Here is a 15,148-nt window from a genome sequence, read left to right as displayed (position 1 = left end):
AGATTCCATTCAATACCTGCGCGATCAACGCTTCTGAACGAAATCCCTGATCCGCTCAGCCGCTTCGATGCACTCGGCCAGCGGCGCAACCAGCGCCAGTCGTACACGTCCTGCGCCCGGATTAAAGCCGTCCACGTCGCGGGACAGGTACGAACCCGGCACCACGGTCACGTGTTCGGTCATGTACAGATCGCGGCAGAACACGGCGTCGTCGGTGCCCACGTCAGGCCACAGGTAGAAACCGCCGTCCGGGCGTTGCACGTCCATTACCGGTGACAGGATCTCCAGCACCGCATCGAATTTCTCGCGGTACAGCGTCCGGTTGGCGCGCACGTGCTCCTCGTCATTCCAGGCCGCGATACTGGCCAGCTGGGTCTGAACCGGCATGGCGCAACCGTGGTAGGTGCGATACAGCAGAAACGCCTTGAGAATCTCGGCATCGCCCGCCACGAACCCTGAACGCAGGCCCGGCAGGTTCGAACGCTTGGACAGGCTGTGGAACACCACGCAGCGTTTGAAATCCTGACGCCCCAAAGCCACGCAGGCGCTGAGCAAGCCGGCAGGCGGCGTCGCTTCGTCAAAATACAGCTCGCTGTAGCATTCGTCCGCGGCGATCACGAAATCATGCTTGTCGGCCAGTGCGATGAGCTTTTTCAGCACGTCCAGCGGGATCAGGGCGCCGGTCGGGTTGCCCGGAGAGCACAGGAACAGAATCTGGCAGCGGTCCCAGATGTCATCGGACACCGCGTCAAAATCCGGATTGAAACCATGGCTTTTCAGGCAGGGCAGGTAGTGCGGCTGAGCGCCGGCGAGCAATGCTGCGCCTTCGTAGATTTGATAGAACGGGTTGGGGCTGATCACCAGACCGTCGTCGCTGCGATTGACCACCGTTTGCGTGAACGCGAACAGCGCTTCACGGGTGCCGTTTACCGGCAGGACGTGCCGTGCCGCATCGAGCCAGCCGCCCGGCACACCAAAGCGCCGCTCGCACCAGCCGGTAATGGCTTCGCGCAGTGGGGCAATCCCTGCGGTGGTGGGATAGACCGCCATCTGATCGAGGTTATCGGTCATCGCCTTGGCTACGAAAGCAGGCGATTGATGCTTGGGCTCGCCAATCGACAGCGCGATGGGGCGCTTGGCCGGGGTTGGCGTGACGCCGCCGAGCAGGGCGCGAAGCTTTTCGAACGGGTAGGGCTGAAGCTGTTGCAGAGCGTTATTCATCGGGTGTCGGTCTCAATAAGCAGGGCGCCCGGGTCCGGTTGGCCGGGAAGGCAGGCGCCGATGAATCGAATGTTCAGGCCATCAAATGCTGATGCGCCACTCGCCGCCGGGCTCCGGATTGACGCTGAGCTGTTCGACGATCGCCGCCTGCAGCCGAGTACACAGCTGAGGGTCGGACAACGGCTGATTGTTCTCGTCGGTGATGAAAAACACGTCTTCCACGCGTTCGCCCAAGGTGGCGATCTTGGCGTTCTGCAGGGATACGTCGAACTCCAGGAAGATCTTGCCGATGCGTGCGAGTAGCCCCGGACGGTCCGGCGCGCTCAGTTCCAGCACGGTGACCGGGCGCTGGGCGTCGTTGGAGATCGTCACTTGGGGCGGGAACGCGAAATGCTTGAGCTGACGGGGCACCCGGCGCTTGATGATCGTCGGGTATTCGTCCGGGTTGCGCAGCGCCTCGGTCAAACCATTGCGAATGTCCTGGATGCGCTGAGGGTTGTCGCCGATCGAGCCCCCTTCACTGTCGAGCACGATGTAGGTGTCCAGGGTAAACCGGCTGCTGGAGGTGATGACCCTCGCGTCATGGATGTTCAGGTTCAACTGGTCCATGGCTGCCACGGTCACCGCGAAGAAATCGTGCTGGTCGGGGGCATAGATGAAGATCTGGGTGCCGCCCTCGAATTCCCGTTGCGTGGTTTCCTTGATCAGCACCAGCGGCCCGCCATCTGCCGGCTGCTGCAGGATGGCGTCGCTGTGCCAGGCCACGTCGCCGGCGGTATGGCGCAGGAAATAATCATCGCCCAGTTGCGACCACAGCTGCTCGACGTCGTCCGGGTCGGTGCCGTTGCGCACGAGAATATCCAGCGCGGCGATTTGCGTGCGACGGATCTGCTCTTCGCGGTCCACCGGGTTTTCCAGACCGCGCTTGAGGGCGCGCTTGGTCTCGGTATAGAGCTGGCGCAACAGGCTGGCACGCCAGGAATTCCACAGCGTCGGGTTGGTGGCGTTGATGTCGGCGACCGTCAGCACGTACAGATAATCCAGGTGCACTTCGTCGCCGACGAACTGGGCGAAATCGTGGATCACCTGCGGATCGGACAGGTCCTTGCGTTGCGCGGTGGTGGACATCGCCAGGTGGTGTTGCACCAGCCAGACGATCAGGTCTGTGTCCCACGTTGGCAGGTGATGACGAACGCCGAACGCCTGGGCATCGTGTGCGCCCAGTTCCGAATGGTCGCCGCCACGGCCCTTGCCGATGTCGTGGTACAGCCCGGCCAGATAGATCAGCTCGGGCTTGGGCAGCCGGGCCATGATCTTGCTGGCCAGCGGGAATTTTTCTGACACCTGTGTGTACTGCAGCTTACGCAGGTGCTTTATCAGGTTCAGCGTGTGCGCGTCGACGGTATAGATGTGGTACAGGTCGTGCTGCATTTGCCCGATGATGTGCCCGAATTCCGGCAGGTACAGCCCGAGAATGCCGTAACGGTTCATCCGTCGCAGGTTGCGGTGGATGCCGATTTCACATTTGAACAGCTCGATGAACAGGCTGGTGTTGCGGATATCGTTGCGGAAGTCGTCGTTGATCAGGTGCCGGTGCTCACGCAGCAGGCGAATTGTGTCCGCCCGCACGCCCTTGATTTCGGGGCGCTGAGCCATCAGCACGAAAATCTCCAGCATCGCGAACGGCGTGCGCTTGAAGACGTTCGGGTGCGTGGCTTCGATGTAGCCGTCGTGCAACTGAAACCGCGAGTTGATCGATTCGGCCTGCGCGTTCTGATCGTCCGAGAGAATGACTTCTTCGAAGTGCTGGATGATCAGGTCGCTCAGCTGCGCAATGCTCATGACCACCCGGTAGTACTTCTGCATGAAGCGCTCGATCGCCAGCTTCGCGTCACTGTCCTGATAACCCAGCAGCCGTGCGATCGCGCTTTGATGATCGAACAGCAGACGGTCTTCGGAGCGTCCGGCCAGCATGTGCAGGGCGTAGCGCACTTTCCAGAGAAAGTCCTGGGAGGAGGCCAGCAGGTTGTTTTCGCTCTCCAGCAGAAAGCCTTCACCGGCCAGAGCGTGCAGGTTCAGCGTGCCGTACTGGCGGCGGGCGACCCACAAGATGGTTTGAATGTCCCGCAGGCCTCCCGGAGAACCCTTTACGTTGGGCTCCAGGTTGTATTCGGTGTCGTTGTATTTGTGATGACGGTTCTTCTGCTCGGCGCGCTTGGCCAGAAAGAACTCCTTGCTCGGCCACATCTCGCGTGGGCTGGTGACTTCCAGCATGCGCTGGCGCAGGCGCTCGGGGCCGGCAATGGTGCGGCTTTCCATCAGGTTGGTGATCACGGTCAGGTCGGCACGGGCCTCGACGGCGCATTCATCGACCGAGCGCACGCTTTGCCCGACTTCCAGACCGATGTCCCACAGCAGCGTCAGAAAACGCTCGATGGGCTCGCGGAAAACCTCATGGTCGGCGCTGTCCAGCAGGACCAGCAGATCGATGTCGGAATAGGGGTGCAGTTCGCCACGGCCGTAGCCACCGACCGCCAGCAGCGCGATGTCGGCGTCCTCACTCCAGTCGAAGTGGTCCCACGCCTGCTGCAGGATGTTGTCGACGAACCAGGCGCGGTCTTCGATCAGTCGACGGATGTCGCGCCCGGACTTGAAGCGGGCGTCCAGCACGTCATGCGCTTGACGAATGGCTTTCTTGAACGCGGCGATCGGGCTCGCTTTCAGCGCCAGTTCGGCCTGAAACTGGCCGCGATCGAACAAATCTGGGTCCACCTGCGGCATCGAACTGCTTTCCTTCTATCTATATCGGGCCGTACATCATCTACGTCGGCGCAGGTATCAGGCCGACGTGCGGGCGATCGTGTCGTCGCTGCGAAGGGTGAAGATTTCGTAGCCATCGGCGGTGACGAGCACCGTGTGTTCCCATTGCGCGGACAGCTTGCGGTCCTTGGTGATGGCTGTCCAGCCATCGCCCAGCAGACGCGTTTCAGCCTTGCCCTGGTTGATCATGGGCTCGATGGTGAAGGTCATGCCTTCCTTGAGTTCGATGCCGGTGCCGGCCTTGCCGTAGTGCAGGACCTGGGGTTCTTCGTGGAACACCTTGCCGATGCCATGGCCGCAGTACTCTCGCACCACCGAGAAGCCGTTCTTCTCGGCGTGCTTCTGGATCACTTCGCCGATGTCACCCAGGTGGGCGCCCGGTTTTACCACTTCGATGCCCTTGTACAGGCATTCCTGAGTGATGCGGGAGAGGCGTTCAGCCCACTCCGGCACTTTACCGACATGAAACATCTTGCTGGTGTCGCCGTGGTAGCCATCTTTGATGACCGTGACGTCGATGTTGAGCACGTCGCCGTCCTTCAACGACTTTTCATTGGGAATGCCATGGCACACGACGTGGTTGATCGAGGTGCAGATGGACTTCGGGAAACCTTTGTAATTGAGGGGTGCGGGAATGGCTTTCTGCTCGTTGACGATGTAGTCATGGCAAAGGCGATCCAGTTCATCGGTGGTGACGCCAGGCTTGACGTGGGGGGCGATCATCTCCAGGACGTCGGCGGCCAGACGTCCGGCGATGCGCATCATTTCGATGTCTTCAGGGGTTTTGACGGTAACGGTCATACAAGGCTCTCTAAGCGCGGCGGGGCCGCTGCTGAACACGAAAAGCACGATTCTACCAGACCGTTGAAGGTGCGGTTATCATCGCAGCCTATATAGAAGGTGCCAGAGCAGGCGGGGGTCCTGCACGAGACGCGAAAACACTTCGCGAAACAGGCGCTTATTTCGTATTTTGTTATCAGGGGCTTTTGTGATATAAAATGCGCCGCTTTCCGGGGTACGTCCCGGGAGCTTAAACCCACACACGTGTCGACACGATGACCTGGGTGCCCTCGGCTCGAGCCGTTGGTTGGTCATTGGGATACGTGGAGGCCTAACCCGACTTATCAAGGAACTATCATGTCCCAAGTCAATATGCGCGATATGCTGAAGGCCGGTGTGCACTTCGGTCACCAAACCCGTTACTGGAACCCGAAAATGGGTAAATACATTTTCGGCGCGCGTAACAAGATCCACATCATCAACCTTGAAAAAACCCTGCCTATGTTCAACGAAGCGTTGACCTTCGTTGAGCGCCTGGCTCAGGGCAAAAACAAGATCCTGTTCGTCGGCACCAAGCGTTCAGCTGGCAAGATCGTTGCCGAAGAAGCTGCACGTTGCAACTCGCCGTACGTCGATCACCGCTGGTTGGGCGGCATGCTCACCAACTTCAAAACCATCCGCGCTTCCATCAAGCGTCTGCGTGATCTTGAAATCCAGGCTGAAGACGGTACCTTCGCCAAGCTGACCAAGAAAGAGGCGCTGATGCGTACTCGCGATCTGGAAAAGCTGGATCGCAGCCTGGGTGGTATCAAGGACATGGGCGGTCTGCCAGACGCACTGTTCGTTATCGACGTTGATCACGAGCGCATCGCGATCACCGAAGCCAACAAGCTGGGCATCCCGGTAATCGGCGTTGTCGATACCAACAGCAGCCCGGAAGGCGTTGACTACATCATCCCAGGCAACGATGACGCAATCCGCGCTATCCAGTTGTACATGGGTTCGATGGCTGACGCTGTAATCCGTGGTCGCAACAATGTTGCTGGCGGCACCGACGTTTTCGTCGAAGAAGCTCCAGCAGCAGCCGTGGTTGAAGGCTGAGTAGCTAACGCCTAGCGTTTACTCAGTACGCAAAAAGGGGGCTCTGCCCCCTTTTTGCCACCTCGAAAACCCTCTGGCGTTGCCGTCGATCAAATGGTCATCTGCAGCTGTCAGCATGGATTTTCCAGAATTTGAACGCCCGCGCAAACGGGTGGAATGGTTGAAGACCTATCCAAGAGGATTTTGAAATGGCAGAGATTACTGCAGCGTTGGTCAAAGAACTGCGCGAGCGTACCGGCGAAGGCATGATGGACTGCAAGAAGGCCTTGACCAAGGCTGGCGGCGACATCGAAAAAGCCATTGATGACATGCGTGCTTCGGGCGCCATCAAGGCCGCCAAGAAAGCAGGCAACGTCGCTGCTGAAGGCGCTATCGCCGTCAAGGTAAGCGCAGACGGCAAGCGCGCCAGCATCATTGAGGTCAACTCGCAGACTGACTTCCTGGCCCTGCAAGACGACTTCAAGAACTTCGTCAACAGCAGCCTGGAAAAAGCCTTCGCTGACAAACTGACTGATGCCGCTCCGTTGATCGAAGCACAGGAAGTCGAGCGCACCGCGCTGGTTGCCAAGGTTGGCGAAAACGTCAACATCCGTCGCCTGGCGAGCATCGAAGGTGATGTGGTCAATGCCTACCTGCACGGCAACAAGATCGGCGTAGTCGTCGTTCTGAAAGGCGGTGACGCAGAGCTGGCCAAAGATATTGCCATGCACGTGGCTGCAAGCAACCCTGAGTTCCTGTTCCCTTCGGAAGTTTCACCTGAAGCGATCGAGCGCGAGAAGGGCGTCTTCCTGCAGTTGAACGAAGACAAGATCAAAGGCAAGCCAGCCGAAATCGTTGAGAAAATGGTTGGCGGTCGTATCACCAAGTTCCTCGCCGAGGCTAGCCTCGTTGAACAGGCGTTCGTCAAGAACCCGGAAATCAAGGTGGGCGAACTGGCCAAGAAAGCCGGCGCTGAAATCGTTTCTTTCACCTACTTCAAGGTAGGCGAAGGCATCGACAAGCCAGTGGACAACTTCGCTGAAGAAGTTGCTGCTCAAGTAGCTGCCAGCAAGAAGTAAGACGGTTATCCCGCTGTCGCCCCAAAGAGGCTGCCCGCTCACGCGCGCAGCCTCTTTGTCAAAGCGGCCGAGGGAATTTGTTTTTCAGGGAGCGGCTTGCAACGCTGCGTTTCCCTGAGGTGGTAGCCTAGAGTTGGCGCAAGCTGAAATCAGCTCGCAACGTAGATTTTTTTTAAACGCCGCAGGAGAGATTCGCAATGGCTCAGCAGGGCAGTGGTTATCAAGCTCGCTATAAACGCATTCTACTCAAGCTTAGCGGCGAGGCCCTGATGGGGTCGGAAGAATTCGGTATTGATCCTAAGGTTTTGGATCGTATGGCGCTGGAAGTCGGCCAGTTGGTGGGTATTGGTGTCCAGGTCGGTCTGGTCATCGGCGGCGGCAACTTGTTCCGTGGCGCCGCACTGAGTGCAGCGGGCATGGATCGGGTTACCGGCGATCACATGGGCATGCTTGCCACTGTGATGAATGCGTTGGCGATGCGTGATGCGCTGGAACGCGCCAATATTTCGGCCATCGTCATGTCTGCCATTTCCATGGTGGGTGTGACCGATCACTATGACCGTCGCAAGGCGATGCGCCATCTGAATGCCAAGGATGTGGTGATTTTCGCCGCAGGTACCGGCAATCCGTTCTTCACGACCGACTCGGCCGCGTGCCTGCGGGCAATCGAAATCGATGCCGATGTCGTGTTGAAGGCGACCAAGGTCGATGGCGTGTACACTGCGGACCCATTCAAAGACCCGCATGCCGAGAAGTTCGATCATCTGACTTACGATGAAGTTCTGGATCGCAAGCTGGGCGTAATGGATCTGACGGCGATTTGCTTGTGTCGCGACCACAAGATGCCGCTGCGTGTATTCAATATGAACAAGCCCGGCGCCCTGCTGAACATCGTGCATGGCGGCGCTGAGGGCACCCTGATCGAGGAAGGCAAACAATGATCAATGAAATCAAGAAAGACGCCCAGGCGCGTATGCAAAAATCTCTCGAGTCGCTTTCTCAGGCGTTTGGCCAGATCCGAACCGGCAAAGCGCACCCGAGCATCCTGGGCAGCGTGATGGTGCCTTACTACGGCTCCGACACCCCGTTGAGCGGTGTTGCCAACGTAACCGTCAAGGATTCCCGGACCCTGCAGGTCGTGGCGTTTGAGCGCAACATGCTCGGCGCTGTCGACAAGGCTATCCAGAGTGCCGGCCTCAATCTCAACCCGACCAACCTGGGTGAGATGCTGCTGATTTCCATGCCAGCCCTGACCGAGGAAACCCGCAAGGGCTTCACGAAGCAGGCGCGCAGTGCTGCAGAAGATGCCCGGGTTGCCGTGCGCAACATTCGTCGCGATGCCTTGGGCGAATTGAAGAAACTGGTCAAAGACAAAGAAATCAGCGAGGACGAAGAGCGTCGTGGCGCGGCAGACATTCAGAAGCTGACCGATAAGGCTGAAGCTGACATCGACGCGGCGACCAAGACCAAAGAAGCAGACCTGATGGCCGTTTAAGGGGCCGGAAGCTTTCATGGATAAGACAAAGCTGGCTGAACCATCGTCTGTGCCGCGTCACGTCGCGATCATCATGGACGGTAATAATCGTTGGGCGAAAAAACGTCTGCTGCCGGGTGTCGCCGGTCATAAAGCGGGCGTGGACGCTGTGAGGGCGGTCATCGAGGTGTGTGCCGAGGCCAAGGTCGAAGTATTGACCCTGTTCGCCTTCTCAAGCGAAAACTGGCAGCGTCCGGCTGAAGAAGTCGGCGCGTTGATGGAGTTGTTCTTCACGGCGTTGCGTCGCGAGACCAAGCGCCTGAATGACAACGGCATCAGCCTGCGGATTATCGGGGATCGCTCACGCTTTCATCCCGAGCTGCAAGCAGCGATCCGTGAAGCGGAAGCACGCACGGCCGGTAATAACCGTTTCGTTCTGCAGATTGCCGCCAATTATGGCGGTCAGTGGGATATTGCCCAGGCGGCACAGCGTCTGGCGCGTGAAGTTCAGGCGGGGCATTTGCGTCCTGAGGACATCACGCCCGAGTTGTTGCAGACTTGCCTGTCGACGGGTGATTTGCCGCTGCCCGACCTCTGCATCCGGACCGGTGGCGAGCACCGCGTGAGCAATTTCCTGCTGTGGCAGCTGGCGTACGCCGAGCTGTACTTCTCCGACCTGTTCTGGCCGGACTTCAAACACGATGCCATGCGCAAGGCGCTGGCCGATTTTGCTTTGCGCCAACGCCGCTTTGGGAAAACCAGCGAGCAGGTAGAAGCTGGAGCCCGAGCTTAATGTTGAAACAACGGATCATCACGGCGCTGATTTTGCTGCCGATCGCTCTGTGCGGTTTTTTTCTGCTCACGGGCGGCAGCTTCGCGCTGTTCATCGGTGTGGTCGTCACGCTGGGTGCCTGGGAATGGGCGCGTCTGGCAGGGTTTGAGGCGCAATCTTCCCGGGTGCTTTATTCGGTTGTGGTCGCTGTTCTGCTGTTCCTTCTTTATCTGCTTCCGGCACTGGCGCCTTGGGTACTGGTGGCGGCCCTGCTTTGGTGGGTGGTTGCGACCTGGCTGGTGCTGATCTACCCGGAGTCCAGCGAGCACTGGTCCACCGCCATCTGCAAACTGGTCATCGGCTTGCTGATCCTGTTGCCCGCGTGGCAGGGGTTGATCCTGATCAAACAATGGCCGCTGGGCAACTGGCTCATCCTGTCGGTCATGGTGCTGGTGTGGGGCGCGGACATCGGCGCCTATTTCTCCGGCAAGGCCTTCGGCAAGCGCAAGCTGGCACCGAAGGTGAGCCCGGGTAAAAGCTGGGAAGGGCTCTACGGAGGACTGGTCGCCAGTCTGCTCATCACGGCGGTGGTCGGTATCTTCCGCGGCTGGTCTGCTTCGCAGTTCTTCTTTTCCCTGATCGGCGCCGCCATCGTGGTGCTGATTTCCGTGGTTGGCGATTTGACCGAGAGCATGTTCAAGCGCAAATCCGGCATCAAGGACAGCAGTAACCTGCTGCCCGGCCATGGCGGGGTGCTTGATCGGATCGACAGCCTCACCGCTGCAATCCCCATCTTCGCCTTGTTGCTGTGGGCAGCGGATTGGGGCGTGATGTGAGCCAGCCACAGCAGATTACCGTGCTGGGCGCCACGGGCTCCGTCGGTCTCAGCACCCTGGACGTCATCGCCCGTCACCCTGACCGCTACCAGGTTTTTGCACTGACCGGCTTCAGCCGTCTCACCGAATTGCTGGCGCTGTGTGTCCGGCATAAGCCGCAGTTCACCGTCGTGCCGACCCAGGCGATCGCCGATGGGCTGCAGTCCGAACTGCAGGCTGCGGGTCTGGGGACGCGCGTACTGGTGGGGGAGGGCGGACTCTGCGAAGTGTCGGCTCACCCAATGGTGGACACGGTCCTGGCCGCCATTGTCGGCGCGGCAGGTTTGCGTCCGACGCTGGCCGCTGTAGAGGCCGGGAAAAAAGTACTGCTGGCCAATAAAGAAGCGCTGGTCATGTCCGGCGCCTTGTTCATGCAGGCGGTTCGCCGTAGCGGTGCCGTGCTGTTGCCCATCGACAGTGAACACAACGCGATCTTTCAATGCCTGCCTGGCGATTACGCCAATGGCCTGGGCGCTGTCGGCGTGCGGCGCATCCTGCTGACGGCGTCAGGCGGCCCGTTTCGTGAAACCCCGTTGTCCGAACTGGCCGGTGTGTCGCCAGAGCAGGCTTGCGCTCATCCCAACTGGTCGATGGGCCGCAAGATCTCCGTCGACTCGGCGAGCATGATGAACAAGGGCCTGGAGTTGATCGAGGCCTGCTGGTTGTTCGATGCCCGGCCGGCGCAGATCGAAGTGGTGATCCATCCTCAAAGCGTTATTCACTCGATGGTGGATTACGTAGACGGTTCGGTGCTGGCGCAGTTGGGCAATCCGGACATGCGCACCCCCATCGCCCATGCCCTGGCCTGGCCCGAGCGCATCGATTCAGGCGTTGCGCCGTTGGATCTGTTCACCATCGCGCGCCTGGATTTTCATGCGCCTGACGAAGTGCGCTTCCCATGCCTGCGGTTGGCGCGGCAAGCTGCGGAGACCGGCGACAGTGCTCCGGCGATGCTCAATGCGGTCAACGAAGTCGCCGTGGCTGCGTTTCTGGACCGGCGGATTCGTTATCCGGAAATCGCGAGTATGATCGACGAGGTTTTGAATCAGGAGCCTGTGGTGGCTGTGGGCGAGCTTGAGGCTGTCTTCGCTGTCGACGCGAAGGCCCGCGGGCTGGCCGAGCAGTGGCTCAGCCGCAATGGGCGTTGAGCCGGCCATGCTATTGAATACATGTCAGTGGATTTGCGCATGCTTGGATGAGCCCCTGCCAGGAGAACAGCAATGAGCGCGCTATATATGATTGTTGGCACCCTGGTTGCGCTGGGTGTGCTGGTAACCTTTCACGAGTTTGGCCATTTTTGGGTGGCTCGGCGTTGTGGCGTCAAGGTATTGCGGTTTTCGGTCGGCTTCGGGATGCCACTTCTTCGCTGGCATGACCGCAAGGGCACCGAGTTTGTAGTGGCTGCCATTCCGCTGGGTGGCTACGTCAAGATGCTGGATGAGCGCGAAGGTGAGGTTCCACCCGAACTCGTCGATCAGTCCTTCAATCGAAAGTCTGTCTATCAGCGCATTGCGATCGTCATCGCAGGGCCTGTGGCCAACTTTCTGCTGGCCATTATATTTTTCTGGATACTCGCCATGCTGGGCAGCCAGCAGGTGCGTCCTGTCATCGGTGCTGTCGAGCCGGGCAGCATTGCCGACAAGGCCGGGCTGATGTCGGGGCAGGAAATTGTCTCGGTCGACGGTGAACCAACGTCCGGCTGGGCAGCGGTTAATCTGCAATTGATCCGCCGTTTGGGCGAAACAGGCTCCATCGCACTGCGGGTGGCTGAGCAGGACGCTACCGCGCAATCCCCGCATCAGTTGGTCTTGAGCGATTGGCTCAAGGGCGCTGACGACCCTGATCCTATCCGTTCACTTGGCATCCGCCCCTGGCGTCCGGCGTTGCCCCCCGTACTGGCTGAACTCGATGCCAAGGGACCGGCGCAGGCTTCCGGCCTGAAAACCGGCGATCGACTCCTGGCAATGGACGGCCAGCCGGTCAGCGAGTGGCAGCAGGTGGTTGACTGGGTTCGTACCCGTCCTGAAACCCGAATTACATTGCGCGTCGAGCGTGACGGTGCGCAAATCGACGTTCCGGTGACTCTGGCCGCGCATGGTGAGGGCAAGGCCGCTACCGGTTATCTCGGGGCAGGCGTCAAAGGTGTCGAATGGCCACCCGAAATGCTTCGCGAGGTCAGTTACGGTCCTGTAGCCGCCATTGCAGAGGGCGCGCAGCGTACTTGGACCATGAGCGTACTGACCCTCGATTCGCTCAGGAAAATGTTGTTCGGCGAGCTGTCTGTAAAAAACTTGAGCGGACCGATAACCATTGCTAAAGTGGCGGGCGCTTCGGCCCAGTCGGGTGCAGGTGACTTCTTGAATTTCCTTGCTTATCTGAGCATAAGCCTGGGCGTTCTCAATTTGCTGCCCATTCCAGTGTTGGACGGGGGGCACTTGTTGTTCTATCTGATCGAGTGGGCGCGTGGTCGTCCCCTGTCAGAAAAAATACAGGGCTGGGGTGTCCAGATCGGAATCAGTCTGGTGGTCGGAGTGATGTTGCTCGCACTGGTCAACGATCTCGGACGACTGTAAAAGCTACATCGAATTGTGAATCTGCCGCATTTTGCGGCAGTTTGTTTATTGCCAGTTGGAATAAGAAAGGACTTCATGAAACGTCTGCTGCTAACTGCGGTTCTTGCCGTACTGATGATCGCCGAAGTTCACGCCGAGTCCTTCACTATCTCCGATATCCGTGTCAATGGCCTGCAGCGGGTATCCGCTGGCAGCGTATTTGGTGCGCTGCCGCTGAACGTGGGTGAGCAAGCGGATGATTCGCGTCTGGTTGACGCTACTCGTGCGCTGTTCAAAACCGGTTTCTTTCAGGACATTCAACTGGGTCGCGACGGTAACGTCCTCGTCATCACCGTTGTCGAACGTCCTTCCGTCTCGAGCATCGAAATCGACGGCAACAAGGCAATTACCACTGAGGACCTGATGAAGGGCCTCAAGTCATCAGGTCTGGCAGAAGGCGAGATCTTCCAGCGTGCGACCCTCGAGGGCGTGCGTAACGAGCTGCAGCGTCAGTACGTTGCTCAGGGCCGCTACTCCGCCGAAGTTGCGACCGAGGTCGTTCCTCAGCCCCGCAACCGCGTGGGCCTGAAGATCAACATCAACGAAGGCGCCGTGGCTGCGATCCAGCACATCAACGTGGTGGGCAACAAGGTTTTCGCCGATGAAGACCTGATCGACCTCTTCGAGCTGAAAACCACCAACTGGCTCTCTTTCTTCAAGAACGATGACAAGTACGCTCGGGAAAAGCTTTCCGGCGACCTTGAGCGTCTGCGTTCGTACTACCTCGATCGCGGCTATATCAATATGGATATCGCCTCCACCCAGGTCTCCATCACGCCTGACAAGAAAAGCGTCTTCATCACCGTCAACATCAATGAGGGTGAGAAGTACAGCGTCAAGTCGGTCAAGCTTAGCGGTGACCTCAAGGTTCCGGAAGATCAGGTCAAATCACTGTTGCTGGTCAAGCCGGGCCAGGTGTTCTCCCGCAAGGTGATGACCACGACGTCCGAGCTGATCACCCGTCGTCTGGGTAACGAGGGTTATACCTTCGCCAACGTCAACGGCGTACCGGTTGCGCATGACGAAGACCACACCGTTGATATCACCTTTGTGGTGGACCCGGGCAAGCGCGCTTATGTCAACCGCATCAACTTCCGCGGCAATACCAAGACCGCCGACGAAGTGCTGCGTCGTGAAATGCGTCAGATGGAAGGTGGATGGGCTTCCACCTACCTGATCGACCAATCGAAAACCCGTCTTGATCGCCTGGGCTTCTTCAAGGAAGTGAACGTCGAAACCCCACCGGTACCCGGCACCGATGATCAGGTTGACGTCAACTATGCCGTGGAAGAGCAGGCCTCCGGTTCGATCACCGCCAGCGTCGGTTTCGCCCAGAGCGCAGGGCTGATCCTGGGTGGTTCGATCAGCCAGAACAACTTCCTGGGTACGGGTAACAAGGTCAGCATTGGCCTGACCCGCAGCGAATACCAGACCCGTTACAACTTCAGCTACGTTGATCCGTACTTCACGCCGGACGGTGTGAGCCTGGGTTACAGCGCGTTCTACCGTAAGACCGACTACGACGACCTGGATGTCGACGTGGCGAGCTACTCGGTGAACAGCCTGGGTGCCGGTATCAACATGGGCTACCCGATCAACGAAACCTCGCGTCTGAACTTCGGTCTTTCGGTGCAGAATGACGAAATCAGCACCGGTCGCTACACCGTTGACGAGATCTTCGACTTCGTTAACCAGGAAGGCGACAACTACCTTAACTACAAGGCCTCGGTGGGCTGGTCCGAGTCGACGCTGAACAAAGGCACCTTGCCGACCCGTGGTTCGTCCCAGAGCCTGACCCTGGAAACCACGATTCCAGGCAGCGATCTGTCGTTCTACAAGCTTGATTATCGCGGTCAGCTGTTCCACCCGATCAGCACCAATTACACCCTGCGCCTGCACTCGGAGCTGGGTTATGGCGACGGTTACGGTTCGACCTCCGGTCTTCCGTTCTACGAGAACTACTACGCCGGTGGCTTCAACTCGGTACGTGGCTTCAAGGACAGCACCCTCGGTCCGCGCAGTACGCCTAGTAGCGGCAGGAACCCAGGCACCATTGCCGACCCGGATCAGGATCCACTGCCGTTCGGCGGTAACGTCCTTGTCACCGGCGGTGTCGAACTGTTGTTCCCGCTGCCGTTCATCAAGGATCAACGCTCCCTGCGGACCTCGTTGTTCTGGGACGTCGGTAATGTTTTCGACTCCAACTGCAAGTCGAGCGACCGAACCACGAGCGGCGAAAAAGTCAAATGCAACGACGTAGACTTCTCCGGAATGGCGAGCTCCGTTGGTGTGGGTGTGACCTGGATTACCGCGCTTGGCCCTTTGAGCTTCGCTTTGGCGATGCCGGTCAAGAAACCGGACAACGACACCGAAACCCAGGTTTTCCAATTCTCTCTTGGTCAGACTTTCTAAGCGTCTGATCACCGATAACGACA

The 15,148-nt window shown here is 58.8% G+C and carries 12 protein-coding genes; 9 read left to right on the top strand and 3 right to left on the bottom strand.

Features of this window, described 5'->3' with window-relative positions:
- Positions 1–24: 24 nt before the first annotated feature.
- From dapC to map, 3 genes are all read right to left on the bottom strand, one after another.
- A complete protein-coding gene (dapC, locus tag ABQX22_RS01290; RefSeq protein WP_349795692.1) occupies positions 25–1,221 on the bottom strand; it encodes a succinyldiaminopimelate transaminase in 1,197 nt (398 codons plus the stop codon).
- Positions 1,222–1,302: 81 nt separating this feature from the next.
- Positions 1,303–4,002 (bottom strand): [protein-PII] uridylyltransferase, encoded by a 2,700-nt coding sequence (locus tag ABQX22_RS01285; RefSeq protein WP_349795690.1) that lies wholly within the window; start codon positions 4,000–4,002, stop codon positions 1,303–1,305.
- Positions 4,003–4,059: 57 nt separating this feature from the next.
- Positions 4,060–4,842 (bottom strand): type I methionyl aminopeptidase, encoded by a 783-nt coding sequence (gene map / locus ABQX22_RS01280; protein ID WP_349795688.1) that lies wholly within the window; start codon positions 4,840–4,842, stop codon positions 4,060–4,062.
- A 336-nt stretch (positions 4,843–5,178) separates the two neighbouring features.
- On the opposite strand from map, the gene rpsB reads away from it, so the two are divergent.
- The 9 genes from rpsB (at position 5,179) to bamA (ending at position 15,125) form a co-directional block, all read left to right on the top strand.
- Complete coding sequence (rpsB, locus tag ABQX22_RS01275) at positions 5,179–5,922, top strand: 30S ribosomal protein S2 (protein WP_349795686.1); 744 nt, start codon at positions 5,179–5,181, stop codon at positions 5,920–5,922.
- A 188-nt stretch (positions 5,923–6,110) separates the two neighbouring features.
- The gene (gene tsf, locus ABQX22_RS01270) at positions 6,111–6,980 is read left to right on the top strand and encodes a translation elongation factor Ts (protein WP_349795684.1); all 870 of its coding nucleotides are present in this window, start codon (positions 6,111–6,113) and stop codon (positions 6,978–6,980) included.
- A 197-nt stretch (positions 6,981–7,177) separates the two neighbouring features.
- Positions 7,178–7,921: a UMP kinase gene (gene pyrH, locus ABQX22_RS01265; protein ID WP_349795682.1), complete on the top strand. Its 744-nt coding sequence runs from the start codon at positions 7,178–7,180 to the stop codon at positions 7,919–7,921.
- Entirely contained in the window at positions 7,918–8,475 is a 558-nt protein-coding gene (gene frr / locus ABQX22_RS01260; RefSeq protein WP_349795681.1) for a ribosome recycling factor, read from the top strand. The genes pyrH and frr overlap by 4 nt, the downstream gene beginning before the upstream one ends.
- A 16-nt stretch (positions 8,476–8,491) precedes the next feature.
- Positions 8,492–9,247 carry a polyprenyl diphosphate synthase gene (gene uppS / locus ABQX22_RS01255; protein WP_349795679.1) on the top strand — a complete coding sequence of 252 codons (756 nt, stop codon included), beginning with the start codon at positions 8,492–8,494 and terminating at the stop codon, positions 9,245–9,247.
- On the top strand, positions 9,247–10,062 hold the full coding sequence (locus ABQX22_RS01250; RefSeq protein WP_349795677.1) for a phosphatidate cytidylyltransferase: 816 nt from the start codon (positions 9,247–9,249) through the stop codon (positions 10,060–10,062). The genes uppS and ABQX22_RS01250 overlap by 1 nt, the downstream gene beginning before the upstream one ends.
- Positions 10,059–11,249 carry a 1-deoxy-D-xylulose-5-phosphate reductoisomerase gene (ispC, locus tag ABQX22_RS01245; RefSeq protein WP_349795675.1) on the top strand — a complete coding sequence of 397 codons (1,191 nt, stop codon included), beginning with the start codon at positions 10,059–10,061 and terminating at the stop codon, positions 11,247–11,249. The genes ABQX22_RS01250 and ispC overlap by 4 nt, the downstream gene beginning before the upstream one ends.
- Positions 11,250–11,321: 72 nt before the next feature.
- Entirely contained in the window at positions 11,322–12,674 is a 1,353-nt protein-coding gene (gene rseP, locus ABQX22_RS01240) for a sigma E protease regulator RseP (RefSeq protein WP_349795673.1), read from the top strand.
- 75 nt (positions 12,675–12,749) lie between these two features.
- Positions 12,750–15,125, top strand: a complete 2,376-nt coding sequence (gene bamA / locus ABQX22_RS01235) for an outer membrane protein assembly factor BamA (protein WP_349795671.1) — start codon at positions 12,750–12,752, stop codon at positions 15,123–15,125.
- Positions 15,126–15,148 lie beyond the last annotated feature (23 nt).

The sequence above is a fragment of the Xanthomonas sp. WHRI 1810A genome, from assembly GCF_040202885.1.
Lineage (GTDB): Bacteria > Pseudomonadota > Gammaproteobacteria > Pseudomonadales > Pseudomonadaceae > Aquipseudomonas.
The sequence above is the reverse complement of the archived record's forward strand: the minus strand, read 5'-3'. Positions and strand labels throughout refer to the sequence as shown.